At 66.8% G+C, this 24,886-nt stretch carries 21 protein-coding genes and 2 tRNA genes; 10 read left to right on the top strand and 13 right to left on the bottom strand.

Annotated features, from left to right (window positions below; genetic code table 11):
• Window positions 1-29: 29 nt before the first annotated feature.
• Complete coding sequence (locus tag ACY48M_RS02860; protein WP_462819244.1) at window positions 30-1,154, bottom strand: benzoate/H(+) symporter BenE family transporter; 1,125 nt, start codon at window positions 1,152-1,154, stop codon at window positions 30-32.
• A 46-nt stretch (window positions 1,155-1,200) separates the two neighbouring features.
• Complete coding sequence (gene clpX / locus ACY48M_RS02855; protein WP_462818728.1) at window positions 1,201-2,478, bottom strand: ATP-dependent Clp protease ATP-binding subunit ClpX; 1,278 nt, start codon at window positions 2,476-2,478, stop codon at window positions 1,201-1,203.
• Window positions 2,479-2,633: 155 nt separating this feature from the next.
• Here clpX and ACY48M_RS02850 point away from each other — a divergent pair, with 155 nt between their 5' ends.
• The 3 genes from ACY48M_RS02850 to ACY48M_RS02840 all read left to right on the top strand — a co-directional run bounded on the left by ACY48M_RS02850 (window position 2,634) and on the right by ACY48M_RS02840 (window position 4,768).
• A complete protein-coding gene (locus ACY48M_RS02850; protein WP_462818727.1) occupies window positions 2,634-3,284 on the top strand; it encodes a hypothetical protein in 651 nt (216 codons plus the stop codon).
• 111 nt (window positions 3,285-3,395) lie between these two features.
• Entirely contained in the window at window positions 3,396-4,046 is a 651-nt protein-coding gene (locus tag ACY48M_RS02845; protein ID WP_462818726.1) for a YcnI family copper-binding membrane protein, read from the top strand.
• Window positions 4,047-4,126: 80 nt separating this feature from the next.
• Window positions 4,127-4,768 (top strand): copper resistance CopC family protein, encoded by a 642-nt coding sequence (locus ACY48M_RS02840; RefSeq protein WP_462818725.1) that lies wholly within the window; start codon window positions 4,127-4,129, stop codon window positions 4,766-4,768.
• Between the two features lie 70 nt (window positions 4,769-4,838).
• Here ACY48M_RS02840 and ACY48M_RS02835 read toward each other — a convergent pair whose 3' ends face one another.
• From ACY48M_RS02835 to ACY48M_RS02820, 4 genes are all read right to left on the bottom strand, one after another.
• Window positions 4,839-5,498 (bottom strand): ATP-dependent Clp protease proteolytic subunit, encoded by a 660-nt coding sequence (locus ACY48M_RS02835; RefSeq protein ID WP_462819243.1) that lies wholly within the window; start codon window positions 5,496-5,498, stop codon window positions 4,839-4,841.
• 41 nt (window positions 5,499-5,539) lie between these two features.
• On the bottom strand, window positions 5,540-6,151 hold the full coding sequence (locus tag ACY48M_RS02830; protein WP_462818724.1) for an ATP-dependent Clp protease proteolytic subunit: 612 nt from the start codon (window positions 6,149-6,151) through the stop codon (window positions 5,540-5,542).
• Window positions 6,152-6,365: 214 nt separating this feature from the next.
• Window positions 6,366-7,715: a trigger factor gene (gene tig, locus ACY48M_RS02825; RefSeq protein WP_462818723.1), complete on the bottom strand. Its 1,350-nt coding sequence runs from the start codon at window positions 7,713-7,715 to the stop codon at window positions 6,366-6,368.
• 53 nt (window positions 7,716-7,768) lie between these two features.
• Window positions 7,769-7,842: transfer RNA gene (locus ACY48M_RS02820), tRNA-Pro, on the bottom strand.
• Window positions 7,843-7,964: 122 nt separating this feature from the next.
• Between ACY48M_RS02820 and ACY48M_RS02815 the strand changes: the two genes are divergently transcribed.
• A tRNA-Gly gene (locus tag ACY48M_RS02815) sits at window positions 7,965-8,038 on the top strand.
• On the opposite strand, the gene ACY48M_RS02810 is transcribed toward ACY48M_RS02815, so the two are convergent.
• A complete protein-coding gene (locus ACY48M_RS02810) occupies window positions 8,007-9,494 on the bottom strand; it encodes an MFS transporter (protein WP_462818722.1) in 1,488 nt (495 codons plus the stop codon). The genes ACY48M_RS02815 and ACY48M_RS02810 overlap by 32 nt on opposite strands.
• A 297-nt stretch (window positions 9,495-9,791) precedes the next feature.
• On the opposite strand from ACY48M_RS02810, the gene ACY48M_RS02805 reads away from it, so the two are divergent.
• Both ACY48M_RS02805 and ACY48M_RS02800 read left to right on the top strand, forming a co-directional pair.
• On the top strand, window positions 9,792-9,980 hold the full coding sequence (locus ACY48M_RS02805) for a DUF2510 domain-containing protein (RefSeq protein WP_462818721.1): 189 nt from the start codon (window positions 9,792-9,794) through the stop codon (window positions 9,978-9,980).
• A 130-nt stretch (window positions 9,981-10,110) separates the two neighbouring features.
• The gene (locus ACY48M_RS02800; protein WP_462818720.1) at window positions 10,111-13,920 is read left to right on the top strand and encodes an SCO7613 C-terminal domain-containing membrane protein; all 3,810 of its coding nucleotides are present in this window, start codon (window positions 10,111-10,113) and stop codon (window positions 13,918-13,920) included.
• Here the strand turns inward: ACY48M_RS02800 and ACY48M_RS02795 are convergent.
• Genes ACY48M_RS02795 through ACY48M_RS02770 form a run of 6 tightly spaced genes read right to left on the bottom strand, consistent with a single transcriptional unit; the run spans window position 13,917 to window position 19,824 of the window.
• On the bottom strand, window positions 13,917-15,455 hold the full coding sequence (locus ACY48M_RS02795) for a M14 family zinc carboxypeptidase (RefSeq protein WP_462818719.1): 1,539 nt from the start codon (window positions 15,453-15,455) through the stop codon (window positions 13,917-13,919). The genes ACY48M_RS02800 and ACY48M_RS02795 overlap by 4 nt on opposite strands.
• The gene (locus ACY48M_RS02790) at window positions 15,452-16,954 is read right to left on the bottom strand and encodes an amidohydrolase (protein WP_462818718.1); all 1,503 of its coding nucleotides are present in this window, start codon (window positions 16,952-16,954) and stop codon (window positions 15,452-15,454) included. The genes ACY48M_RS02795 and ACY48M_RS02790 overlap by 4 nt, the downstream gene beginning before the upstream one ends.
• Window positions 16,947-17,570, bottom strand: coding sequence for an FMN-binding negative transcriptional regulator (locus tag ACY48M_RS02785; protein WP_462818717.1), 624 nt, complete (start codon window positions 17,568-17,570; stop codon window positions 16,947-16,949). The genes ACY48M_RS02790 and ACY48M_RS02785 overlap by 8 nt, the downstream gene beginning before the upstream one ends.
• A 52-nt stretch (window positions 17,571-17,622) precedes the next feature.
• Window positions 17,623-18,651, bottom strand: coding sequence for an Fpg/Nei family DNA glycosylase (locus ACY48M_RS02780; protein WP_462818716.1), 1,029 nt, complete (start codon window positions 18,649-18,651; stop codon window positions 17,623-17,625).
• Between the two features lie 16 nt (window positions 18,652-18,667).
• Window positions 18,668-19,153 (bottom strand): ribose-5-phosphate isomerase, encoded by a 486-nt coding sequence (locus ACY48M_RS02775; RefSeq protein WP_462818715.1) that lies wholly within the window; start codon window positions 19,151-19,153, stop codon window positions 18,668-18,670.
• Window positions 19,154-19,197: 44 nt separating this feature from the next.
• Window positions 19,198-19,824, bottom strand: coding sequence for a mycothiol-dependent nitroreductase Rv2466c family protein (locus tag ACY48M_RS02770; RefSeq protein WP_462818714.1), 627 nt, complete (start codon window positions 19,822-19,824; stop codon window positions 19,198-19,200).
• A gap of 93 nt (window positions 19,825-19,917) precedes the next feature.
• Between ACY48M_RS02770 and ACY48M_RS02765 the strand changes: the two genes are divergently transcribed.
• The 4 genes from ACY48M_RS02765 to ACY48M_RS02750 all read left to right on the top strand — a co-directional run bounded on the left by ACY48M_RS02765 (window position 19,918) and on the right by ACY48M_RS02750 (window position 24,883).
• The gene (locus ACY48M_RS02765; protein ID WP_462818713.1) at window positions 19,918-20,622 is read left to right on the top strand and encodes a hypothetical protein; all 705 of its coding nucleotides are present in this window, start codon (window positions 19,918-19,920) and stop codon (window positions 20,620-20,622) included.
• A gap of 126 nt (window positions 20,623-20,748) precedes the next feature.
• Window positions 20,749-23,298, top strand: a complete 2,550-nt coding sequence (gene pepN / locus ACY48M_RS02760) for an aminopeptidase N (protein ID WP_462818712.1) — start codon at window positions 20,749-20,751, stop codon at window positions 23,296-23,298.
• 74 nt (window positions 23,299-23,372) lie between these two features.
• Window positions 23,373-24,404, top strand: a complete 1,032-nt coding sequence (locus tag ACY48M_RS02755; protein ID WP_462818711.1) for a mechanosensitive ion channel family protein — start codon at window positions 23,373-23,375, stop codon at window positions 24,402-24,404.
• Window positions 24,401-24,883 (top strand): globin, encoded by a 483-nt coding sequence (locus ACY48M_RS02750; RefSeq protein ID WP_462818710.1) that lies wholly within the window; start codon window positions 24,401-24,403, stop codon window positions 24,881-24,883. Before ACY48M_RS02755 ends, ACY48M_RS02750 begins: the two co-directional genes overlap by 4 nt.
• Window positions 24,884-24,886 lie beyond the last annotated feature (3 nt).

The following is a 24,886-nucleotide window of genomic DNA, read 5'->3' as shown; positions in this document are numbered from 1 at the left end:
AGCTCAAGCTCAAGCTTCAGCGCAGCACCTCAGCGTCGGCGCCACCCCAGCCAGAGCATGATGACGGCGCCGACAAGGAGCCCCCAGAAGGCCGAGCCGATGCCAAGAAACGTGAGCCCTGACGCAGTGACAAGAAACGTCGAGATCGCCGCGACGCGATCGCGCGGTGACTCCAGCGCCGAGGTGATCGAGCTGATGAGGGCGCCAAGAACGGCGAGGCCCGCGACGGCGAGGATGAGGATCGATGGGGCGGCCGCGACCACCGCGGTCGCGATGCCGGCACCGAGCCCCAACACGAGGAAGGTCGCGCCACTGCTGATGCCCGCAATCCAGCGCTTCGAGGGTTCTGGATGCGCTTCGGGGCTCGCCGAGATCGCCGCCGTGATTGCCGCGAGATTGACGGCGTGCCCTCCGAGCATCGCCCCCGCCGCAGAACCGAGGCCGGTCCACACAAACACGGGCCGTGGAGGCGTCGCATAGCCGAAACTGCGCATCACGACGAAGCCGGGCACATTCTGACCGGCCATCGTGACGATAAACAGCGGCAGACCGAGACTGACGACGACGAGCGGGTCGAACTCCGGAACGACGGCGACGACCACGGGGGCGATACCGTCTCCCCCGAGCCAATCGGTGCCAGCCGCGAGCACGATCACGATGATGGCGACAACCATGGCGGCGGGCACTGCCCACCGCGGAGCAAGGCGGTAGAGCACCAGCCACACGAGGATGATCGGCACCGCAAGCAGCGGATGCTCGGTCACTGCCGTCACGGGCGCCAAACAGATCGGAAACAGGATGCCGGCGAGCATGGCGCTCGCGAGCGGGGTCGGGATGCTGGTGATCGCCCGCCCGAGCGCCGGCCATAGGCCGCACAGTGCGATGAGCACGCCGCTCACCATGAACGCGCCGACCGCTGTCGCGAAGCTCGCGCCCCCACTGCCCGCCGCGACGAGCACCGCCGCCCCAGGGGTCGACCACACGATCGAGATCGGCTGCCGATACCGCCACGACAACCCGATGGTCACGAGACCAGCGACAACACACAGGGCGAGGAGACCGGATGAGGCTTCGGCATCACTCGCCCCGACGGCCTGCAACCCGGCAACGACGAGCGCGAACGACGATGCGAAGCCGCTGACTGCCGCGACGATCCCTGCGGAGATGGGTTGGAAGACGCTGCTGCGGCCTCCGGTCCGACTAGGCAGACTTCTCCTGGCGCGAAAGCTTGCGTGGCACGATCGTCGGCGCGGCGCCCGTCAGCACCGCTTCGCGGGTGACGACGACCCGCGCGATGTCGTCGTCGGAGGGGACGTCGAACATGATGGAGCCGAGCACCTCCTCCATGATCGATCGGAGGCCGCGAGCGCCGGTCTGGCGAAGCACCGCGAGGTCGGCAATCGCCTCGAGCGCATCGCGCTCGAACTCAAGCTCGACACCATCGATATCGAACATGCGCTGGTATTGCTTCACGAGCGCATTCTTCGGCTGCGTGAGGATGTCCATGAGCGCGACCTGGTCGAGCGGGGTGACGGTCGTGACGACGGGAAGCCGGCCGATGAACTCGGGGATGAGCCCGAACTTGTGCAGATCTTCTGGCAGCACCTCGCTGAAGAGGTTGATGTCATCACCCTTGCTGTGCAGCGGGGCACCGAAGCCGATGCCCTTCTTGCCCGCCCGCTGGGAGATGATCTCTTCGAGCCCGGCGAACGCGCCGGCGACAATGAAGAGCACGTTTGTCGTGTCGACCTGGATGAACTCCTGGTGCGGATGCTTGCGGCCACCCTGCGGCGGCACTGACGCGACCGTGCCCTCAATGATCTTGAGCAACGCCTGCTGCACACCCTCGCCAGAGACATCGCGGGTGATGGAAGGGTTCTCGGCCTTGCGAGCGATCTTGTCGATCTCGTCGATGTAGATGATGCCGGTCTCGGCCCGCTTGACGTCATAGTCAGCCGACTGGATGAGCTTGAGAAGGATGTTCTCCACGTCTTCACCGACGTAGCCCGCCTCGGTGAGGGCCGTGGCATCCGCAACCGCGAAGGGCACATTAAGGCGTTTTGCGAGCGTCTGTGCGAGGTAGGTCTTGCCGCACCCTGTTGGGCCGATGAGCAGGATGTTCGACTTGGCGATCTCGACGTCGTCGACCGCGGCATCGGCCGGTGCGATCGTGTTCCGCGCACGGATGCGCTTGTAGTGGTTATACACGGCGACGGAGAGGGCCTTCTTGGCTTTCTCCTGGCCGATCACATACTCCTCAAGGAAGTCGAAGATCTCGCGCGGCTTCGGCAAATCGAACTCGCTCGTGGTGACCTCGCCGGCCTCGGCAAGGCGCTCCTCGATGATCTCGTTGCAGAGTTCGACGCACTCGTCGCAGATGTACACGCCGGGGCCCGCAATGAGCTGTTGGACCTGCTTTTGGCTCTTTCCGCAGAATGAGCACTTCAGCAGGTCGGCACTCTCGCCAATTCGAGCCATGCGCCCCCTCCTCCATCAATTGGAATCGTGGGTATGAGCCTAACCCGATCGGGCGACACTGCGCTGCCGACTGGCGGAATCACCCACAAAGAAATACTCACGTCTGCCATCGCTAGACTGGTGAGCGACGAGTCGAAGAATGTGGGGGCGCTGGGATGACCGGTCGCTGGGCGCGATTCGGCCGTGGGTGGGCCGTCGCTGGTTTCGCCACCTATGCCGCCGCGTTCTCACACGTTATCGCCGACGGTGGGCGGCCCCCGATGGTCGCAATCGTGCTCGCCATCGCCCTCTCCGGACCCCTCTGCATCGCGCTCGCCGGCCGGCTCTCTCGGGCGCGCCTCATCATCGCCGTCACTGCGAGCCAGTTGCTCTATCACGGCCTCTTCAGCCTCTTCGGCACCGCGGCAACCCCCGGTGGCACTTCGACCACGACCGCCGTTGGGCACCATTCGCACGGCGCCGCGATCACGGTCACGGCATTCTCCTCGTCGGAGAGTAGTCTGACGCTGCCTCCCGATCCGCTCATGGTGCTGTCGCACGCGGCGGCCGCCGCCGTCACGGTCGCGGTGATGCTCTTCGCGGAGCGCACCGTTACAGCCCTGCTTTCTGCGGTTCGACCCGTGATTTCTGCGGTTCGCGCCGGGACGCGGGCGCTCCGCACCGCCGTCGCGATGGCATCGACGCGCCCCCTCCGCTCCCCCAAACTCATCGCCCAGTGGCGCGAACACATCCCGCTGCGCGACCTTGCTCCCCTCATCGGATTCCTGCGGCATCGCGGACCACCGATGGCTCCCCTGCACGCCTGAGTCTCACCTCATCGATGCGGCACGCCCACACGGGTGCGCCCGCTCGAACGCGTGCCCGAGCCATCCATTCACCGGCCAAAACTCCGGCCAACTCTGCATGCAAGGAAACTCATGAACACCACAACACGCTCCATCGCTGCCATCGGCACCGGCCTCGTCTTCGCGATCGCCGCCCCCCTCTCGGCACACGCCCACGTCAGCGTGACCCCATCGAATAGTTCGGCGGGTTCGTATTCTGTGCTGACCTTTTCGGTCAGTCACGGATGCGAGGGGTCGCCGACCACCTCGGTGGCGTTCACGCTGCCAGACTCGATCGAGTCAGCGACCCCCACGGTGAACGCCGGGTGGACCATCACGGAGACCGACACGACAATCGTCTACACCGCGATCACGCCGCTCGCGGACGGCCTCCGCGACACCTTCGAGCTCTCGGTGAAGCTGCCGGAGGGAGACGCCGGCGACGCCGTCGCCATCCCCGCACTCCAAACGTGCGAGGTCGGCTCGACCAACTGGGCGGAGATCGCCGAAGCCGGAGAAGAAGAACCAGCGCATCCGGCACCGACGCTCACCCTCACTGCGGCGACGCCGAGCGACGAGCACGGCCACGAGGCGACCGCCGACGACACGAGCGAGCCACAGGCTGCGGCCACCGAGGCGAGTGACGACCCGATTGCGCGCTGGCTCGGCATCGGTGCGCTCGCGCTCGGCGCCGCGGGCCTTGCGCTCGGTATCTCCGCTCGTCGCGAGGCAGGGAATCGCTAGTGGCTGCCATCACGCGTATCGTTGATACACCGAACAAACGTCGCCACCAGTTGGCCCGTTTGTCGAAAGGAACTCGCACCATGAGCCTCACCATCGGCACCACGATCGCGCGAACGCTCGCGATCGTCGGCGCAATCCTCACGGTGACGCTCGCCTCCGTCGTTGGCATGGGATCCAGCGCGAGCGGCCACAACTCGCTCATCTCCTCGACACCCGCAGAAGGTTCGGTGCTCACCGAACTGCCCGCCGAATTCGACATCACCACCAATGCCCCACTGCTCGCCACCGGCGCGGCAGCGCTCCAAGTGACGGATGCCGACGGCCTCTTCTACGGCGACGGATGCGTCACCATCGACGGGCCGAGCGCACGCATGACCGCGGAACTTGGGGCAGCAGGCGCCTACACCCTCACCTGGCAGGCGGTCTCAGAAGACGGCCACACCATCTCCGGAGTCATCCCGTTCACGTGGGAGCCGGCAGCGGAGACCGACGTGGCCGCAGGGTCGCCGGTCGCACCCGTGTGCGGCGCAGCAGAGGTGCAAGCGAGTGTGTCGCCGAGTGCTGAGCCCGAGGCATCCGCCTCACCGTCAGAGGATGCAGGGCCCGAAGGCGGCGACAGTCAGACGGCGATCGATGCCGCGATCCCGTGGATCGTCGGTGGCGCCATCGTCGTGGTGGTCACGATCGGGATCATCCTGCTGCTCACTCGCCGCAAGGACTGATCCGCGGCTCAGGCCACACGTCGAAGGGCCCCATCACCGAGGTGATGGGGCCCTTCGTTTGCGTCGGCGACTACTTGACGATCGCCGGCACGTTCTTGCGCGAGGTGAGCACCTGGTCGACGAGACCGTAATCGAGCGCCTCGTAACCGCTGAGGATCTTGTCACGCTCGATGTCGCTGTTCACCTGCTCCTTGCTGCGGTTGGAGTGGTGCGCGAGCGTCTCCTCGAGCCAGCCGCGCATGCGGAGGATCTCGCGGGCCTGAATCTCGATGTCCGACGCCTGGCCGCGACCCGAGTCACCAGCGGAGGGCTGGTGGATGAGGATGCGGGCGTTCGGCAGGGCGAGACGCTTGCCGGGGCTGCCCGCCGCGAGGATGACCGCCGCGGCGGAGGCCGCCTGGCCGAGCACAACCGTCTGGATTTGCGGCCGCACGTACTGCATCGTGTCGTAGATCGCCGTCATCGCGGTGAACGAGCCACCGGGTGAGTTGATGTACATCACGATGTCGCGGTCGGGATCCTGGCTCTCGAGCACGAGCAGCTGGGCCATGATGTCATCGGCCGAAGCGTCGTCAATCTGCACACCGAGGAAGATAATGCGGTCTTCGAAGAGCTTCGCGTATGGGTCCTGCCGCTTGTAGCCGTAGGCCGTGCGCTCCTCGAAGCTGGGGAGGATGTAGCGGGACTCCGCCGGGCGGGCCATGCCGCCTGGCATGGGTGCATTGAGCATCGAAGCCTGTCCTATCGAAGGGTTGGTGAATTCCATGGCCACTACTCCTTCGCCTCGGCCACTGAGGCCGCGATGTCGGTGCCTCCGCCGCCCGCGACATCCGAAGCGAACTCGCGCAGGTGATCGACGAAGCCGTATTCGAGCGCCTCCTGGGCGGTGAACCAGTTGTCACGGTCGCCGTCTTTGAGCACCTGCTCGATGGTCTTGCCGGTCTGCGCGGCCGTGAGCTCGGCCATCCGCTGCTTCATGTCGAGGATGACCTTGGCTTGGGTCTGGATGTCGGCCGAGGTGCCACCGAAGCCGCCGGAGGGCTGGTGCAGCAGCACGCGCGCGTTTGGCGTGATGTAGCGCTTGCCCTTGGTGCCCGACGAGAGCAAGAACTGCCCCATCGAGGCGGCGAGGCCGATGCCGACGGTGACGATGTCGTTCGGAACGAACTTCATCGTGTCGTAGATCGCCATTCCCGCGGTGATCGAGCCACCCGGGGAGTTGATGTAGAGATAGATGTCGCGCTTCGAGTCCTCCGCCGCGAGCAGCAAAATCTTGGCGCAGATCTCGTTCGCGTTGTCGTCGCGCACCTCTGAGCCGAGCCAGATGATGCGGTCCTTGAGGAGTTGGTCGAACACACTGCTGACCAATGCCGGTTGGGCCATTGCCTACGCTCCATTTCAGTTTTTCGCGTATGTCGAATCTATCTGAGGCGGGCACCCCGACCCTGCCACGTTCGCTGTCGGCAAAGCCCGCGGATGCCGCGTGCCGCCCGCCGCACACCTGTGCCATGGTGTCGTGCTCACCCGGCCAGACGCCGACGGGCCCGCGCATGCGTGATGCGCGGGCCCGTCGGGATTGCCGAGAGGCAACCGGATGCTAGTGGTTGTGACCCTCGTGGTCGTGGTCGTGCTCGTCGACGGCGGGGAACTCGACGTCGGCTCCCGCGTCGTCGATGCCGGCCGTGAACGACGACAGGTCGACATCCTTGCCGTTGCTGTCGACGACCTTCGCCTTAGACAGGACGCTGGCAAGCGCCTTGCCACGGGCGACCTCGGCGATCATGCCGGGGATCTGGCCGTTCTGGTCGAGGATCTGGATGAACTCGCCCGGCTCCATGTTGTACTGGGCGGCACCCTGGATGAGGTACTGGGTGAGCTCGTTCTGCCCGACCTTGATCTCTTCGGCCTCGACGACCGAGTCGAGCAGGATCTGCGTGCGGAACGTCTTCTCGCTCGACTCGACGACCTCGGCGCGGTGCTCGTCGTCTTCGAGACGGTTCTCGTTTTCGAGGTGACGGTGCACCTCGGCCTCGACGAGCTTCTCGGGAACAGGGATCTCGACCTTTTCGAGCAGCTTCTCGACGATCTGGTCGCGAGCCTGCGTGCCCTGGCCGAAGACCTTCGACTTGCCGAGCTGCTCGCGAAGGTCGGCCTTGAGCTCGTCGATTGTGTCGAACTGGCTGGCGATCTGCGCGAAGTCGTCGTCAGCGGCGGGGAGCTCCCGCTCCTTGACGGCGAGGACGGTGACGCTGATGAGGGCGTTCTGGCCGGCGTTGTCGCCGCCGAGCAGCGGAGCCTCGAACGTGGTGTTCTCGCCAGCGGTGAGCGAGTCGAGCGCTTCGTCAATGCCGTCGATGAGCTCACCGGAGCCGAGCTCGTAGGAGATGCCCTTGGCAGTGTCGACCTCGCTGCCGTCGATCGTGGCGACGAGATCGATCTGCGCGAAGTCGCCGGTCTTGGCCGGGCGATCGACCGTGACGAGCGTGCCGAAGCGGGCGAGCAGGTTCTGCAGCTCAGCCTCGACCTCGTCGTCGCCCACCTCAACGGCGTCGACCGTGAGCTTGAGACCGTCAAGCTTGGGAAGCGTGAACTCAGGGCGCACGTCGACCTCGACAGTGACCTCAAGGTCGCCCGAGAAGTCCTTGAGCTCTGGGAGGCCGGTGACGTCGGCCTCAGGCCGACCGAGGGGGCGCAGGCCCTGCTCTTCTGCCGCAGTGCGGTAGAAGCCGTCGAGACCCTCATTGACGGCGTGGTTGAGCACCTCGGCGCGACCAACACGCTGGTCGATGATGGCGGGTGGCACCTTGCCCTTGCGGAACCCCGGGATGTTGACCTGCTCAGCGATGTGCTTGTAGGCGTGGTCAATGCTGGGCTTGAGGTCTTCTGGGCTAACCGAAATGACGAGCTTGACGCGCGTCGGGTTCAGCTTCTCCACCGTGGTCTTCACGTGCTGCACTCTCCTGGATGTTCGTTGTCGACGTCATGCGTCTTGGGAATGTGTCGGGGCGACAGGATTTGAACCTGCGACCTCTCGGTCCCAAACCGAGCGCTCTACCAACCTGAGCTACGCCCCGCTAAAACCAGCGATACCCAAAATGGGCCTCGGCAAGTCTAGCCGACAGCACCTCGTGCCCCGCACAGGGTCAAGCCAGCCGTGTATTAGGATGGCTGAGCGCGCCTGTAGACCAGGCGGCACGGGGATGTAGCTCAATGGTAGAGCCTCAGTCTTCCAAACTGATTACGCGGGTTCGATTCCCGTCATCCCCTCCACAGACTCCCCGGCATGCGACTCCCCGGCATGAGATTCCCCGGCGTGCGGCATGAGCTGCTCCTTGGTGCCGCGGATGAGCAGCGCCGAGACGAGCGCCGCAAGGCCCATTGCGACGGCGGAGGCGACGAACACCGCGGAGTGCCCTGCTGCCAGTGCCGAGGTGGAAGCATCCGTCGCCGAGCCTGACCCGACAACGCCGGCATAGATGACGGTAAAGACGGAGAGCCCGATCGAACCCCCGATGTTCATCATGGAGTTGACGGTGGCAGAAGCGGCCCCAGCATCTTCGGGTTCGACCCCCGAGAGCGCGAGGTTCTGCAGTGTGGCGAACAGCATCGCGAACCCGATGCCGAGCGCGACGAGCGCGGGCAGCACCTCGACGACATAGCTGCCGTCTGCGGTAACCCTGCTGAGGTAGAGCAGCCCGATCGCCGCAACAAGGGGCCCGCCGACCATGAGTGGCCTCGGCCCGAACGCGGTGAGCACGCGCGTCGCGAACGGGACCGACGCCAAGGTCACGCCCGTCATGACGACCGTCGCAAGCCCCGCGACGAGCGGACTCATGCCCATGACCAGCTGGAAGTGGTACGCGAGGTACAGCATCGTGCCGGTCATGACGCTGCCGATCAACGCCTGCACGATGAACACCGCCCCGCGCACGGGGTGGAGGATCAGATGGAGCGGCAAGATCGGGCTGGTCACCCGCGACTCGATCCACACGAAGGTAGCGAGGAGGATGATACCGACGGCGAGGAACGCCACCGTGTCGAGCGCTCCCCAGCCGTGCTCCGCGAGGGTGAACCCGTAGACGACCGCGCCGAGACCGAGCGTCACCGTCACTGCACCCCAGACATCGAGCTTCGGGCTCCCGTCCGGCTTGCTCTCCTTGAGCACGAACAGCGCGCCGAGCAGGCCTGCGACGACGAAAAAGATGTTCACGAGCAGGCACCAGCGCCAGCCGACGAACTCGGTGAGCACGCCGCCGAGCACGAGGCCGATCGCCGCGCCAGTGCCGGCGATCGTGCCATACACCGCGAAGGCGACGTTGCGGTCGCGACCCGAGGGGAACGCCACCGTGAGCATCGAAAGGGCCGCGGGCGCGAGCACTGCGGCGAAGAGGCCCTGCAGCCCGCGTGCCGCGATGAGCTCGCCACCGCCCTGCGCCAACCCGCCCCAGACGGATGCCGCGCCGAATCCCAGCATGCCGAGCACGAACGCGCGCTTGCGACCCCAATAGTCAGACACTCGGCCGCCGATGAGCAGGAGTGCACCAAACGCGAGCGCATAGGCGGTGACAACCCATTGGCGTTCGGAATCAGACATCCCGAGCTCAAGCTGGGCCTCTGGCAACGCGATCGTGACGATTGTGCCGTCGAGCACGAGGACGAGCTGGGTGAGGGAGAGGACGGCGAGCGTCCACCACCGGCTGACAGTGGATGTGGTGCGCTGGGACAAAAGGAAACCTCCAGGCTTCTGTGGAGAAGTTGCTGGAGGTTTTCAGCCTCGGACCGCGGCACGAACCATGCCGGACCACCCCGAGCACCGTAGCTGGGCAGGTGACGATTGTATCCACACGCCACCGACAGTCGAGCGACCGAGCGGTCCTCCCCCCTTCGGGGCTCCCCCATCCGGGGGCGAAATGTACCCCGCGCGCTCTTGTAATGTCCCCCGTAGTGGGGGCTACCATCAGAGAATCCCGATCACCTCGCGCAGACCCCCCGACTCTGCCGACCCGCCACCAGGAGCCACCCGATGTCTTCTACCGCAATTTTCGACAGCGCCACCACGACTGGTGCCCCAGCCGGCTGGTATCACGACCCGCTCGGCCTTCCCCAGGTTCGTTGGTGGAACGGCATGATGTGGACCAACGAAGTGCAGGCACCCCGGCCCGAGATTCAGGTTTCCACCGCCTACCGCACACCGTTCGTCGGCCGCCCCTAGTCAACTCTCCTGCGCCGCTGAGTGCAGCGCCGCTTTTGCACAGCTCCGCTTTTGCACAGCTCCGCTAGGTCTGCCCCCGGCCGCTTCTGCCGCCCGATAGAGTCGGGCGAACTCAAGCGGAAGGTGGCACGTGAACACTGCGAACTCAGGCGGCACGTCGCATCCGCAATCCGAACCCGCAGCGCGCACAGTAATGCCCCGCAGCACCGCAGAGCTTCGCGACACAACGCTGTGCCCCGCCTGCTTCGCCCCCCTCCGATCGACGACGTGCCATTCGTGCCACCTCGATTTGAGCCAGGCGGGCGCGACAGAGCTCGCTGACCTTTCGGCGCGGGCCGCCGCGCTGCTCGACGATCGCGTGTCGCTCATGGGGCGAATGCGCGCCCTCGCTACGGCTGCACGATCGGTGCCGGCCGCGCCCCGAGTCGAACCTGCCCTCCTTGCGCTACCCGCAACCACCGCCCCTGCCGCACCACCGGCATTTCAAGCACCACAGGCCTCACAAGCGCCACCGCCGCAGGATGCTTCGTCGCCACCGCCGCCCCGCACCGGCCGCCGCTCGGGGGTGCAGATCGCCCTGCTCGTGACAGGGATCTCTCTGCTCTCTGTCTTCGCGGTGTTCTTTATGGTGTTCGCGTTCATCAACTACGGGCTCGTGTGGCGTTCGATTATCATCGGCACCCTCACGCTCGCGGCCTTCGCGGCGGCAACACTCCTCCGACGCCGCGGCCTCAGCGCGAGCGGTGAGGCCGTCGCCGTCTTCGCCCTCCTCCTCGTCTACCTCGATGCCTTCGCCCTCCGCGCGAATGGACTCTTCGGTCTCGACTCTGCCGACGCACGCCTGTACTGGGGCGTCGTGTTGCTCGGCAGTGCCGCGCTCTTCGTCGCCTGGTATCGCCTCGCGGGGGTGAGGGCGGCAAGCCTCGTCGGCTACGCCGTCGTCGTGCCCGGGGTCGGCACGCTCGTCGCCGGCCTTGTCGACGCTGCAGACTTCGACGCCTCGGACTTCGCCGTCGCCGCCTACATCGTCGCCCTCGCGATGGCACTCTCGGGCACCGTGCAGCACACCGCCATCCTGCGGGGCGACGGCGACGGCGACGCCAGGCGGATGGCGCTGCCGGAACGCGTGCTCGTCACCGCCGTCAGCGCGCCAGCCCTCGGCGCGGCAACAGTCGCCGCCTTCGGCATCGAACCCCGCTTCGGTGTCGGTTTCGCTGTGCTCGGTTGCGCCGCCGTCGCCGCCCTCCTCTCCGCGCTGCACCTGCGCGTCTCTGACCCGACCTATCACCGAGTGATGGCGATCATCACGGCAAGCACGGCCGGGGCCCTCACCGCTCTCGCCGCCATCACCTTCGGCACAGACGCGCTTGACGACGAGACACGGCTTCGCGTGACGTTCGCGGCCGCTCCGGCGCTGCTCGCCGTTGTGTTGCTCGCCCTGCTCCGCCGGACCACCACGGGGCGAGCGACCCGCGCAGTGGGCACCGCGACTGGCGCCGCAGCCGTCGTCGCCGCGTTCCCTGTGCTCGTGGCCGTCGGGGTCGCCATCGCCGAGAGCGCCCCATACCTGCTGAGCCCGTTCGCTCCCATGAGTTCCGCGGTGGCGTTCACCCCAATGCTGCGCCTGGAGCAATTCGACTCGGCCATCGTGCTTGCGCTCGGCCTGCTCACCGCAGGGCTGATCCTGAGGATCCTGGAACAGCATCGCCGCCAATGGGTGTTCCTCACGCTCACGACGGCCGCCGCGACTGTACTCCTCACGCTGCCCCCACTCTTTGCCGCAACGGGCATCGCCATCGCCGGGTGGGCGATTATCGGCATCGCGGCGCTCCTCCTGCTTCTGCTCCGGCCAGGGGTACTCCGCATCGCCGCGATCGTGGCGGCAATCGGCGGAATCGGCATGATGTGGGTCGCAGGCTGGAGCACCGAACCGACCTGGCCCGTCGCGAGCGCCATCGCTGCCATCGCGGCGATCTCTGCCCGGCACACCACGCGGATGCTCTGGGTGCGGAGCCTCCTCGTCGGTCTCGCCGTGACGATCGCCCTCATTGCGGCCGGCGTCGGAGGCGAACAGATCACGGGCAGTTCGGATGCGATCGCGCCGAGCGTTGTTGCCGTCGCCTCGGTCATCGCCGCCATCAGCGCGGTACGTCAGACAACGCTTGCGCACGCCGAACGGCTCGTCGCGCTGTGGCTCGCCCTCCTCGCCGGCATCGGCGCTGCGACCCTCGGAGCCTGGGCGTGGGGGCCAGAAATGACGCTGCCCGCCGCCACCATCGCCGGCGGCGCCATCTTCACGATCGCGCTGCTGGCGTGGGCCCGCTCCTCCGAAACGCACGATGACACCACCGCCGTCAACAACACAGCGGCCGACGCCCTGTCGGCGACACGCATCGTCACGCCGGGGCTCCTGGCTCCGGCAGTCGCCTACACGCTCAGCGCCATCGCCACAGTGGCGGCACCCGACACGTCAGCACGGTGGCTAGCGCCCGCCATCGCCGCGGCGCTCGTTGCCGGGCTTGCTCTCTTCAGCGTGATTCGTGCGCGCACCGTGCGCCGATCGGCGATCGATCTCGGCGTCGCGCTCGCCCTCGTGCCGACCCTCATCGCGGCACTCGTCGGCGACCTCAGCGAAGGCTGGCTCGCCCTTGCGCTCACCGCGATCACCATAGGTGTTGTGGCGACCAGTCCCGACGGCCTCATCGGCTCGACATCGCAGCGCCGACACCTCGGATGGCTCGCCCTTACATTTGCGACCGCCGCACTGTGGTGGGCTCTCGATCAAGAAGCGGTGACGAATCCAGAGGCCTATGTGCTCCCACCAGCCGCCGCGCTCCTCCTCATCGCCCTCCTGATCGTGCGTCGCGCGCGACGCCTCGGCGAGCGTTTCACCGCCGCCGCCTGGCTCACCTTCTTCGCGCTCCTCCTCGCAATCGTGCCCCTCGCCTCTGCGAGCGGCGACACCTCCACCGAGTTCACTCGTGCGATCGCGACCCTCGCAGCATCGATCGCGCTCCTGCTCGCCGCGAGCGTCGTCACCGCCCGAGCGCCTCATGGCGAGCCATCGGCCGGCACCACCGGCATTCTCGAGCTTGCCCTCGCCGCCGGAGCCGCCGGCGCCGTGGGGACCCTGTTGGTCACGGGCCTGCGGCTGGCAGACACCCTCACGAGTGACGGCGCCACCCTCGAGGCGTGGCTGGCTCCCGGCGTCGTCGCGCTTGGGGTGAGCGCCATCATCCTGAAAGCGAAACGAACCGTCGACGCCGCCTGGCTTGCCAGAATCGCCGTCACCATGGCAGCGATCGCCGAGATCGCCGCCGTCGTCGCCCAACCCGACGACCTTCGCAGCGTCATCCGAATCACCGCGGCCGTCGGTGTGCTCTCAGCGGTACATGCGATCGCCTTCGTGCGGCACCGCACGTCGCACGGCGGCACCACCTCATGGATCGTCATCGCGCTAGCGGGGATCGCGGCATTCGCGGGCATGGTCGTCGAGGCGGTCGACCACATCGAGCAAGTCACGGTGCCAAGCGCGATCGCCCTCATCGTCAGCGGTGGCCTGACCCTCGCCCGCAGGCCGAGCACCGGCAGCTGGCCGCACCTCGCGCCCGGCGTCGCACTCCTGTTGCTGCCAAGCCTTGTCGCCACCACCGTCGACGCTCCCGTCTGGCGGCTCGTGCTGCTCGGGGTCATCGGAGTGCTCGTCATCATCGCGGCGACCTTCCTCCGACTGCAGGCGCCGTTCATCATCGGCACCGTCGTCGTCATCATCCACGCGCTGCGCACCTTCGCGCCCCAAATCCGCGCCGTCTACGAACTCGCCGACTGGTACATCTGGGCCGGCATCGGCGGTGCCATCGTTATGGCCATCGCCGTGCGCTACGAACACCGCCTGCGCGACGCCAAACGCATCGCGCACACCATCGCCTCGCTCCGCTAGACGGCAGACCGTTCGTCGCCGGACGTGGGCTGACCGGCGGCATGGTGACCCTCGGCACGGTGAGCGGTGGCAAGGTGGCTCGCGGCAGTGAGGATGGCACCGTACTGCACCCCAACGAGCGCCGAAATAGGGATGACTTCTGCATCATCAGCGGCCGTCGCATCCTCAATCCACGACGCGTAGATCGTCTCGAATCGCTCGGCCGCGGAGCGCACAGCGGCCGGCACAGCGACGGGCACAGCCGCAGGCACGGCAGCCGACACAGCGGCGGGCGCTCCACCGGCGGCGTGCTCCGCCGCACACGCCCGCAGGAGCATCCCGCCATAGCGAAGGCGATACATGTGCACGATCTCTTCGCACCCCGCCACCTCGGCACGTCGAGCGCTCCGCTCGGTGCCCGGCTGTTCAGCTCGCGCGAGCGTGGCATCACCAACCGCGCCGACCATGGGGATGAAGCGCCTGCTGGCTCGGAAGAACGGGCTATCGGGCGTGAGATGCGGCGCGACCTGGTCAAAGACCTCAGTCAAGAGACGCCCAGCCTCCTGCAGCATCGCGCCCGAACGCCGGAGCACGGAGGCGTAACTCTCGGCGACCGCCGACAGGTCGTCGGCAGCGCGGTGCCGCCAGTACGGCAGCTCAGCGATGATCGACAGTGTTCCGTATTTCGAGGCGTACGAGGTCGAGTCATCGCCGCCCGACCCGGCAGGATACGGGTCGAGCCCGAGCGACTCGCGCCAGTCATAGACCTCAGACAGCGGGCCGGTGAGAAAGATCGCCGGCGCGACCTCGCGCAGGTGGCCGGCCTCCGGTTCGCCCCGGTCAAGCGGGATTCCGAGCGACTGCGGTATCCGCTGCAGCAGGTCGTAGATTTCGGGGACGTCGCGAGACACGTAGTAGTAGGCGCCGCCCAGCTCGCCGTTGTGCAGTGATGCGTACAGGGCCGGCTTGGCGTGATCGATCGCGTGCATGAGCGACCGCGTCTCTGGCAGCATCCGGTCGAACTGTGCCTTCTTGTAGGCGTAGGGAAAGGTCCATTCGACCTGCTCGTCTGGCGCCGGGCGATAAAAGTTGCGGGCGTAGTGCGCGCGGTCACCCGGATTCTTGAACCAGGCCTCATTGAGCCGCGCGCCATCAGGATCAATACAGGGCACGATGTGCCAGGTGGCGTCGAGGCCCTTGCGGAGTGCCTCATCGCTCACGAGCTGTTCAAGCAGATGCGTCGCAGTCCAGGCACCGATCGGTTCATTGGGATGGACCCCACCAACTACGAGATGTGAGTGCGACCCCGACCCAATCGTGTACATGCGAATGGGCTCACCGAGGCGACTCGTACCGATGCGCTGCGAGGTCACGAGCCCCGGTGCCCGAGCCTCAATGGCACTGAAAGCAGCGACAAGCTCATCGACGGAAGGAAAATCGTGCTGTTCGGGCACGGAACTCGCCCGCTGAAGGATGTCGTCGGGCGAGCCGACGGCGAAGCGCGGGCGCTCGGCCGCGAGTCCGCTCGCGCTGGTTCCCTGCGCCTGCGTGCTCACGCAATCCCTGCCGAGCGGTGCGTCCAACGACCGCCGAGCATGGTGCCCGCCACCGGCATCGAGCGGAGCGCATCCGCATCGAGCGCATGCGGGTCGGCGTCGAGCACGACAAGGTCGGCGGGCTCCCCCGCCGCGATGCTCGAGCGCACGGACGCCGCGAGGGCTTCGTCGACCGAGATTGCCTGCTCCGGATGCCACGGCGCGCGTCCATCGCGGGCACGACCGACAGCGGCGCTCATCGTGACCCACGGGTCGAGCGGAGCGACGGGCGCATCCGAGCCGAGCAGGAGTGTGGCACCAGCATCGAGCAGCGAGCGGAGCAGGAAGGCCCGGTGTGTGCGGCCCTGCCAGTGGAGGTCGGCGATGTCGCGATCATCCATGGCGTGTTCGGGTTGCACGCTCGCCTCGATGCCGAGCGCACCGAAGCGCACGACATCCTCGGGCGTGAGCAGTTGGGCGTGCTCGATGCGGCCGGCGGTGCCGAGCTGCTCGAATACATCAAGCACGTGGGAGTTTGCGTGGTCACCGATCGCGTGCACGGTCGCGAGGATGCCGGCGTCCGCCGAGCGGCTGAGCAGTGGCAGGAGCTCGGCCGGGGTCACCGTCTGAAGCCCGCGTGAATGCGGGTGGCCTTCAAGGCCCGGATATTCATCGAAGCAGTAGGCGGTCCTGGTGCCGAGCGAGCCATCCGTGAGGATTTTGTGTCGCCCGACCGTGAGGAGCTCGCCAAGTTGCTGCCCGGTCGTGAGTCCGAGGCCGATGGCGCGCTCGATGTGCTCCGTGTAGATGCCGAACTCGACCCGAAGATGGGTGAGGCCGGCCGCGATGCGTCGCTGCCAGGCGTCGAGATTCCAGGTCATTTCGAGATCGACGACACCGACGACGCCACGCTGCGCTGCACCCTTCGCCGCCTCGGCAACCCAGGCGTCGAGGATCACATCGGGTACCGCATTGACGCGGTGCTCGATATCGAAGGCTTCGGCTTCACGCAACAGCCCAGTCGGATGCCCGGAGTAACCGTAGCGATCGAGCGCGGCGGTATTCAGCCAGGTTGCGTGGAGGTCAAAACTGATGAGCACGACCGGGATGCTGCCGCTCACCGCATCGAGGTCGGCGAGGTTCGGGGCATCCGGCCAGACAGCATCGCGAAAGCCGTTGGCGACGAACGTGACGGGGTCGCCGTCTGGCCCGATCTCGGGCGGCGTCGCAGCGAGTGCTTCGGCCACCATGGCCGCCGCTTCGCGAGCAGACCCGGCGACGGCGATGTCGAGGCGGTGCGTGCGGAGCGCCCACTGGCTCATGTGCGTGTGCTGATCCCAGAGCCCCGGCACAACCGAGCGGCCGTCCAGGTCGATGGTTTGCCCTGCGAACCCGTCGACGGTGCCCACGCGGGTGATGCGCCCGCGCTCGATGGCGATATCAACGGGCGCGCGATTTGACCCGAGCGTCAGTCGGGCATTGCGAAGAACGACTGGCGCATCAGGAGCGGCCTCACTCATCGGCGCCGCCGTGGACTCGACGCATCTCGTCAGCCAACTCGGGGCTGGCGTAGTGATCACCGTGCGCGAGGTTCTCGATGACGGAGTCGACGACCTGCTCCGACTTGTCCTGGCTCAGCTTGGCGCGTGCCTCGAACCGGGTGACGACGAAGCGGAACCCGACGGTGCCCGACATGATGCGCCGGCCGTACTCCTCGTTGTGTTCCAGCAGGTTCGGATGCGGCATACCGTCTTCGAAGTGGTGAACGAGGTCGCCGAGAATGCGCCAGTTCTCGTCGTCGCTGAGGATTTCTGGCACGCCCCAGAGGTGCGCGGTGACATGGTTCCAGGTCGGCACGGACGGGGCGCCGTCGTACCAGCCGGGCGACACATACCCGTGTGGCCCCTGGATGATGATCATGATCTCGCCGGCGCCAAGTTCGAGCGCCCGATCATCCGGACGGCCGACGTGGCTCACCAGGGTGATCTCGTCTCGACCCTCCTCGAGCATGACCGGGTAGTGCGAGGCGACGAGACCTTTCGCCGTGTGGGCAACAACGGTCGCCCAAGGGTTGCCCCGGATGAGGCGCTTGACCTCGTCGGGGTCGGTCACGATGTAGTGGGGTGTGCGCCTCATGTGCCCAGCCTGACACTCTTCGGCTGGACGTGAAGATGCTGCGACCGGATTGCTACCGCTGGCACTGCGGGCACCAATACAGTTTGCGCCCCGCAGCCGTCGCCATCATGATGTGGGTGCCGCACACGCGGCACGGCTGCCCCTCGCGGTGATAGACCCAGTGCCGATCGTCGCGGCTCGCAAGCGCGGCACGATAGGCGTCTCCCGTGAGCCCATCCATCGTCAACATCTGGCCGGTCTCGACGCCGATCGTCAGCAGGTGCACCCAGTCGGCCCACAGCGCGCGCACGAGCTCGTCTGGCACGAGCTTTCCCGGCGTGTAGGGGTCGAGTCTTGCGCGGAACAGCATCTCGGCGCGATACACATTGCCGATGCCGCTCACGACCTTTTGGTCCATGAGCAACAGGCCGATCGGCGTCGACGTCGTGCGGACGGCAGCGACGAAGCGCTCCTCCCCCTCTGCGACATCGCCGACGAGGGGGTCGGGCCCGAGTTTCGCCATCGATGCTGCCGTCTCCTCGGGTGACTGCACCTCGCACGCGGTCGGCCCGCGGAGATCGGCGACGGCAGCCTCGGTCAGGAGCCGCACGCGGACCTGCCCGATCGGCTCGGGCGGCCACTCGCCCTCAACTTCCTTCAGCGTCTCGTTCTCCGCCATGCGGAGTCGCGACCGTCGGGGTGCGCCGATGCTCCTCAGGCTCGCCTCGTTCTCGCCACGCGCGCCCGCGGCACCCGCGACGATGCCCTCGAACTCGGCTGAGGGCGCAGCATCCAAGACCGTGCCGTGCTGGTTGGTCTGCCCCATTCGCCCGCCAGCGGATGCCGTGGTCGCGTCGGCGGTGATGTCACCGGCAAAATCCCACGCGCCATAAAGCCCGAGATGCACCCGAAGCCAGAGGTCGTGATCGAAGGCGAGAAACAACTGCTTGCCAACCGCGAGTGACTCGATCAGTCGGTGCCCGTCGAGCTGTGCAGCCCCAGCGGCGAAGCGCCCCTGGGGCGACGACACGGCGACCTCGTGGCCAACGAAATGCAGGGCGAACTGCCGCGCGATTCGGTGAACGGAATGACCCTCTGGCATGGGACGGGATTCGAGCTCAGTCGATCGTGTGGCCGGCGATCGCCCCGGTCGTCTCGTATTCGCCGAGCTGGGCGATGCGCCGAGCGTGGCGCTCTTCACCCGTGAACGGCGTTGCAATGAAGGTGTCGATGAACGAGACGACATCGTCGACGGGGTGCTGGCGCGCTCCGATCGAAATGACGTTGGCGTCGTTGTGCTCGCGGGCGAGTTCTGCCGTCGCGGTGCTCCAGACGAGCGCCGCACGCACGCCCGTCACCTTGTTCGCGGCGATCTGCTCGCCATTGCCCGAACCGCCGAAGACAACACCGAGCGCATCGATGCCGGCCGCCTGATCGCGCGCGACCGCACGCGCCGCGGCAATGCAGAACGCGGGGTAGTCATCGAGCGCGTCGTACTGGACCGGCCCGTGGTCGACGACCTCATGCCCGGCCCCCGCGAGGTGCTCCTGCAGGTGCCGGCTGAAGTCGAGACCAGCATGATCGGTGGCGATGTGGATGCGCATACACCCAGTGTATTGAGCGCTGATGGAGCGTCGAGCCGCGAGACTCAGTCGAACTGGGGGCCGCGCGTGCGGGTGCGCTTGAGCTCGAAGAACCCGTCGTAGGAGGCGACGGCGACGACCCCATCCCAGAGGGCCGCGGCCTGCTCCCCCTTCGGTGCCGGCGACAGGACAGGCCCGAAGAAGGCAACCCCGTTCACGGCGACGATCGGCGTGCCGACGTCTTGACCGACGAGCGCGAGGCCCTCGGCGTGACTCGCGCGCAGCTGCGGCTCGAACTCGTCACTGTCGGCGTGGCGAGCGAGCGCGGCGTCGAGACCCAGTGCCGACAACGACTCCGCGATGACCACATCGGGGTCGTTTGCTTCGCCAAGGTGGATGCGGGTGCCGAGCGCGTCATAGAGCGGCTTCACCATCTGCTCACCCTCGAGGGCGGCGACTGCGGCGACGAGTCGCGTGTACTTGAGCGCGCGAGGAAGGAACTGCCGGTACTCCTCCGGCATGTCCTCGCGGTCTTCATTGAGCACCGCGAGGCTCATGATGTGCCAGTGCACGTCGAGGTTGCGGAGCGTTTCGACCTCGCCGACCCAGCGGCTCGTCATCCACGCCCACGGGCAAGACGGGTCAAACCAGAAGTCGACGCGGGTGGGGGCTGAGGCAGTGGTGTCGGTCATACGTCAACGCTATTGGGGCGGGGGCTGGTATTCCGCCGTGAGCGAGCGCACACTTGAAGAAGAAGCGCATCCGGCGTGACATGGAGGTGTCGCATGAGCGGATCGAGTGACCACGACTCCTGGGAGGCGCCCGGCTTCGTGCCGATGCTGGCGAGAGGTCGGCATCGCCGCCCCAAACAGGGCGCATGCTTCATGGAGTTCGCGTCGTATCTCGCCGGCGAACGGTGGAGCGATCATCCGCAGTGCACGCATCCGCTTCTCGCCTTCCTTGCCCGCGGGGTGAACGATTTCACAAGCGACCGGGGGCGCCAGGCGCTCGCCACGCTCGTGCCGTCGGTCGTGGGGCTCGACGGCGACGAACCCGCGCTCGACGCGGCGATTGCGCTCCGCGCGGCCGTGACCCCGATCGGTGTCGTCGCGGAGTCGCGACAGCGCACGCTCGCGGTCGGTGTGCTCGCGTGCCGCTCGGCGTTCGACGATGCCGGAGGCCTCACCGAGCAGGCGCACGCGCTGATCGCCGATGCCGAACGAGTCGCCCCCCTCGCCATGGCGTGGGCCAAAGACTTCAGCGCGAGCATCGAAGTCCGGCGCCCCGTGTCGTTCTCTCGCCGCGGGCGCTCCATCGTCAGCACCGCCGTGCTCGGTGCCGCCGAGGCGTGCATCGACTCCCCCGATGCCCTTCTCCGGCTGATGCTCGCCACGACGATCGACGATTGCGAAGCGCTCCTCAGCCGCAACCGGGTCGATGAGCACACCGTGGCAGCGCGCCTGTCGCATTCGGGGTCGACACTGGCCTGACTCCCCCGGCTAGGCTGGCTCGCGACGCCCGACGATCACGCACGACGTCGATCGGAAGCGGCGTTCACCGGCCGCCGAATGCCATCGCACCCCGACGACATTCGACCAGACAAGAGGAGCACCCCCATGCCCGGAGACAATCTCACACGCCTCGAGGCCCAGGAGCGCAGCGCACTCCTCTCGGTCGAGTCCTACGACATCGCCCTCGACCTCACGACGGGCGCCGAGACGTTCCGCAGCACGACGACCGTCACCTTCAGCGCGACCGACGGTGCATCGACCTTCATCGACGCCATCACCCGCACGGTGCACGCCATCACCCTGAACGGTGCCTCGGTGGATGTCGCGGCCGCCGATGGCCTCCGCATCCGTCTCGACGACCTCGCCGAGCACAACGTGCTCACGATCGACGCCGACATGGAGTACACGAACACCGGCGAGGGCCTGCACCGCTTCGTCGACCCCGTTGACGGCGAGGTGTACCTCTACTCGCAGTTTGAAGTGCCGGACAGCCGTCGCGTCTACCCCGTGTTCGAGCAGCCCGACCTCAAGGCCGAGTTCACCTTCACGATCACGGCTCCCGCGGCGTGGCAGGTCGTCTCGAACTCGCCGACACCCGAGCCCGAGATCGACGGCGATGTCGGCACGTGGCGCTTCTCCCCCACGCCCCGCATCTCTTCGTACATCACGGCAATTGTCGCCGGCCCATATGACGTCGTGCGGAGCGAGCTCACGAGCTCCGACGGTCGCACCATCCCGCTCGGGGTCTTCTGCCGCCGCTCGCTGCGCGAGTTCCTCGACGCCGACTACATCTTCGAGAAGACCCGTCAGGGCTTCGAGTATTACGAGGCGAAGTTCGACTACGCCTACCCCTTCGAGAAGTATGACCAGCTCTTCGTGCCCGAGTTCAACGCTGGCGCGATGGAGAACGCGGGCTGCGTCACCTTCACCGAGACCTATGTGTTCCGCAGCAAGGTGACGGATGCCATCAAGGAGCGTCGCGTCGTCACGATCTTGCACGAGCTCGCCCACATGTGGTTCGGCGACCTCGTCACGATGAAGTGGTGGAACGACCTCTGGCTCAACGAGTCGTTTGCCGAGTGGGCATCGACGATCGCGACGGCCCAGGCGACCGAGTGGACCGAGGCGTGGACGACCTTCCAGGCGATGGAGAAGAGCTGGGCGTATCGCCAGGATCAGCTGCCATCGACCCACCCCGTCGTCGCGACCATCAACGACCTCGAAGACGTGCAGGTGAACTTCGACGGCATCACCTACGCCAAGGGAGGATCGGTGCTGAAGCAGCTCGTGGCGTGGGTCGGCGAGGAGGCGTTCTTTGCCGGTGTCGCCGCATACTTCAAGAAGCATGCGTTCGGCAACACCGAGCTCATCGACCTGCTGCGCGAACTCGAGACGACGAGCGGCCGCGACCTCTCAACGTGGTCGGAGGTGTGGCTCGAAACGGCGGGCGTCAACACGCTTCGCCCCGAGATTGAGACGGATGCCGACGGCCGCATCACGGCGTTCTCAGTGGTGCAGTCCGCGACGGCTGACTACCCGACGATCCGCCCCCACCGCCTTGCGATCGGCTTCTATGAGCTCGGCAGCAACGCCGCGGATGCGAAGCTCGCACGCTCGCACCGCGTCGAGATCGATGTCGGCGGTGACCGCACTGAGGTGCCCGAGCTTGTCGGGCTTCAGAAACCGGCGCTCGTGCTCATCAACGACGACGATCTCGCCTACGCGAAGATTCGGCTCGACGAGCAGTCGATCGCGACGGCCCTCAAGCATCTGCGCGACATTGAAGACCCGCTCGCGCGCGCGATCGTGTGGGGTTCGGTGTGGGACTCCACGCGCGACGCCGAGACGAAGGCGAGCGACTACGTGAAGCTCGTGCTCGGCAACATCGCGAGCGAGACGGAGTCGACCACGATCCGCACGACGCTGACGCAGTTGCTCACGGTCGCACGCATGTATGTCACTCCCGAATCGCGCGCCGCCACGATCGAGCAGGTCGGCACCGAACTGTGGACGCTCGCGACAGCGGCCGAGGCCGGCTCGGACGCCCAGTTCCAGTTCGTGAAGTTCTTTGCGGCGATCGCCTCGACCGAGGAGCACGTCGCCATCCTGCGCGCTCTGCTCGACGGCAGCAGCGCGCTCAGCGGCCTCGAGATCGACACCGACCTCAGCTGGGAGCTCCTTGAGGGCCTCGTGTTGAATGGTGCGGCGGGCGAGGCGGAGATTGCCGCAGCGCTCGAAAAGGACAACACGGCGAACGGCCAGCAAGCGGCGGCACGGGCGCGGGCGACGATTCCGACCGCCGACGCGAAGCTCGCAGCATTCGCCTCGATCGTCGACTCCGACACGGTGCCGAACATGATCGTGCGCCACACGGGCATGGGCGTGCAACACGTCAACGATTCCTCCTCGCTCGAGCCCATCGTTGAGCGCTACTTCTCGAGCCTGCTCACCCTCTGGGAGTCGCGCAGCTACGGCATCGCCTCGGCACTCGTCGTCGGGCTCTACCCGACGCCGCTCGCCTCACAGGGGCTCGTCGATGCGACGCGCGCCTGGCTCGCCGCGAACCAGGAGATCCCGGCACTGCGCCGCCTCGTCATCGAGAACCTTGATGGTGTCGAGCGAGCGTTGCGGGTGCAGGAGCGCGACGCGAAGTAGCCGTTGACCTCGGGTAATGGCCCCGGCGTCCCCTCACGGGAGACCCCGGGGCCGTGCTCGGTAGAATGAGGCCGATGGAAGAGATGCCTGCAGCCTTCGACTGGACCGCCTTTTGGGCCGGCGTCCTCGCCTTCATCGACGTATGGCAGGTGCCCCTCAAGGTGCTGTTCGTCATCGTCGTCTCTGTTGCCCTGCACTGGGTGCTGCTGCGAATCATCCGTCGCGTCGTCGACCGGGTGGTGCGCGGGGTGAAGAAGAAGCAGAACGTGGATGACACGGCCGCCCTCTTCTCGTCACCCCTCGCTGCGGCACGCGTCGTGCAGCGCACCCGCGCCCTCGGCACCGTGCTCAATGGCGCCGTCACCTCGGTCATCGTCATCATCGCGGTGCTGCTGCTCGTGAGCATCGTGTTTCCGAATGCTTCTGGTGCGTTCGCAATCATCAGCGCTGCGGTCGGCGCTGGTCTCGGTTTCGGCGCGCAGAACATCGTAAAGGACGTGCTCAACGGCATCTTCATGGTCGCCGAAGACCAGCTCGGCGTCGGCGACGTCGTTGATCTCGGGCCAGCGACCGGTGTCGTCGAGGTGGTCGGCATCCGGGTCACGCAGGTGCGCGATGTCAACGGCACCCTCTGGTACGTGCGCAACGGCGAGATTCTGCGCGTCGGCAATCTCTCGCAGGGCTGGGCCCGCGTCATCATCGACCTCGCGGTGCCCTACGAGGCCGATGTCGAGACGGTGCAGGAGCGCATGCTCGAGACGGCCATCGACATGTACCAGAACTCGAAGTGGCGCAGCCGCATCCTCGAGAAGCCGGAGATCTGGGGCATCGAGTCAATCTCCGCCGAGGCCGTTGTCGTGCGCCTTGTCGTGAAGACCCGCTCGGGGTCGAAAGACGATGTCGCGCGCGAACTGCGCGCCCGCCTCAAGTCGACACTCGATGACATGGGCGTGAAGCTTCCGGCGCTCAACAGCGTCGTGCTCAAGGGCTATGACGGCGCGACGAGCGTCAGCGGCGCGCGACCACCGCGCACCCGCCCGCTGCCGGTGACGGATGCCGCGCCCCCAGCCTCAAAGACCTCGAAGCCGCGCAAGGACACCACATGAGCGACGTGAATGCTGGCCAGGATGGCGCTCCGCCCCCACCCGCGATGGGCGTACAGAGTCCGGTGACGCTGCGCTCAAGCGAGCACGGCGCGGCCGCCGGCGGCGGCAGTTTCTATGAGCAGGTCGGTGGTCGGGCGACCTTCGAACGCCTCGTGCGCGCGTTCTATGACGGCGTGCAGAGCGATCCGGTGCTGTGGCCCATGTACCCCTCCGATGACCTCGAGGGTGCCGTGCAGCGCCTCACGGGGTTTCTCGAGCAATACTGGGGCGGCCCAAGCACCTATTCGGAGCAGCGCGGGCATCCGCGGCTCCGCATGCGGCACGCAGGCTACAAGGTGAATCCGGATGCCCGCGACCGCTGGCTCGCCCACATGCGTGCGGCGCTCGACACCCTTGAGTTGAGCCCCCTCGACGACGCGACACTGTGGTCGTATCTCGACAAGGCAGCGCACTCCCTGCTCAACACGTTCGACGAATAGCGC

This window comes from Homoserinimonas flava (assembly GCF_054969005.1).
Note: the sequence above shows the minus strand (reverse complement) of the source record. Positions and strands in the feature narration are given on the sequence as shown.

What these genes read in the sequence shown, in the direction of transcription:
- clpX (WP_462818728.1), bottom strand. Translation starts at nt 2,478, where the DNA reads ATGGCTCGAATTGGCGAGAGTGCCGACCTGCTGAAGTGCTCATTCTGC.
- ACY48M_RS02850 (WP_462818727.1), top strand. Translation starts at nt 2,634, where the DNA reads ATGACCGGTCGCTGGGCGCGATTCGGCCGTGGGTGGGCCGTCGCTGGT.
- ACY48M_RS02845 (WP_462818726.1), top strand. Translation starts at nt 3,396, where the DNA reads ATGAACACCACAACACGCTCCATCGCTGCCATCGGCACCGGCCTCGTC.
- ACY48M_RS02840 (WP_462818725.1), top strand. Translation starts at nt 4,127, where the DNA reads ATGAGCCTCACCATCGGCACCACGATCGCGCGAACGCTCGCGATCGTC.
- ACY48M_RS02835 (WP_462819243.1), bottom strand. Translation starts at nt 5,498, where the DNA reads ATGCTCAATGCACCCATGCCAGGCGGCATGGCCCGCCCGGCGGAGTCC.
- ACY48M_RS02830 (WP_462818724.1), bottom strand. Translation starts at nt 6,151, where the DNA reads ATGGCCCAACCGGCATTGGTCAGCAGTGTGTTCGACCAACTCCTCAAG.
- ACY48M_RS02805 (WP_462818721.1), top strand. Translation starts at nt 9,792, where the DNA reads ATGTCTTCTACCGCAATTTTCGACAGCGCCACCACGACTGGTGCCCCA.
- ACY48M_RS02790 (WP_462818718.1), bottom strand. Translation starts at nt 16,954, where the DNA reads ATGAGTGAGGCCGCTCCTGATGCGCCAGTCGTTCTTCGCAATGCCCGA.
- ACY48M_RS02785 (WP_462818717.1), bottom strand. Translation starts at nt 17,570, where the DNA reads ATGAGGCGCACACCCCACTACATCGTGACCGACCCCGACGAGGTCAAG.
- ACY48M_RS02780 (WP_462818716.1), bottom strand. Translation starts at nt 18,651, where the DNA reads ATGCCAGAGGGTCATTCCGTTCACCGAATCGCGCGGCAGTTCGCCCTG.
- ACY48M_RS02775 (WP_462818715.1), bottom strand. Translation starts at nt 19,153, where the DNA reads ATGCGCATCCACATCGCCACCGATCATGCTGGTCTCGACTTCAGCCGG.
- ACY48M_RS02770 (WP_462818714.1), bottom strand. Translation starts at nt 19,824, where the DNA reads ATGACCGACACCACTGCCTCAGCCCCCACCCGCGTCGACTTCTGGTTT.
- ACY48M_RS02765 (WP_462818713.1), top strand. Translation starts at nt 19,918, where the DNA reads ATGAGCGGATCGAGTGACCACGACTCCTGGGAGGCGCCCGGCTTCGTG.
- pepN (WP_462818712.1), top strand. Translation starts at nt 20,749, where the DNA reads ATGCCCGGAGACAATCTCACACGCCTCGAGGCCCAGGAGCGCAGCGCA.
- ACY48M_RS02755 (WP_462818711.1), top strand. Translation starts at nt 23,373, where the DNA reads ATGGAAGAGATGCCTGCAGCCTTCGACTGGACCGCCTTTTGGGCCGGC.
- ACY48M_RS02750 (WP_462818710.1), top strand. Translation starts at nt 24,401, where the DNA reads ATGAGCGACGTGAATGCTGGCCAGGATGGCGCTCCGCCCCCACCCGCG.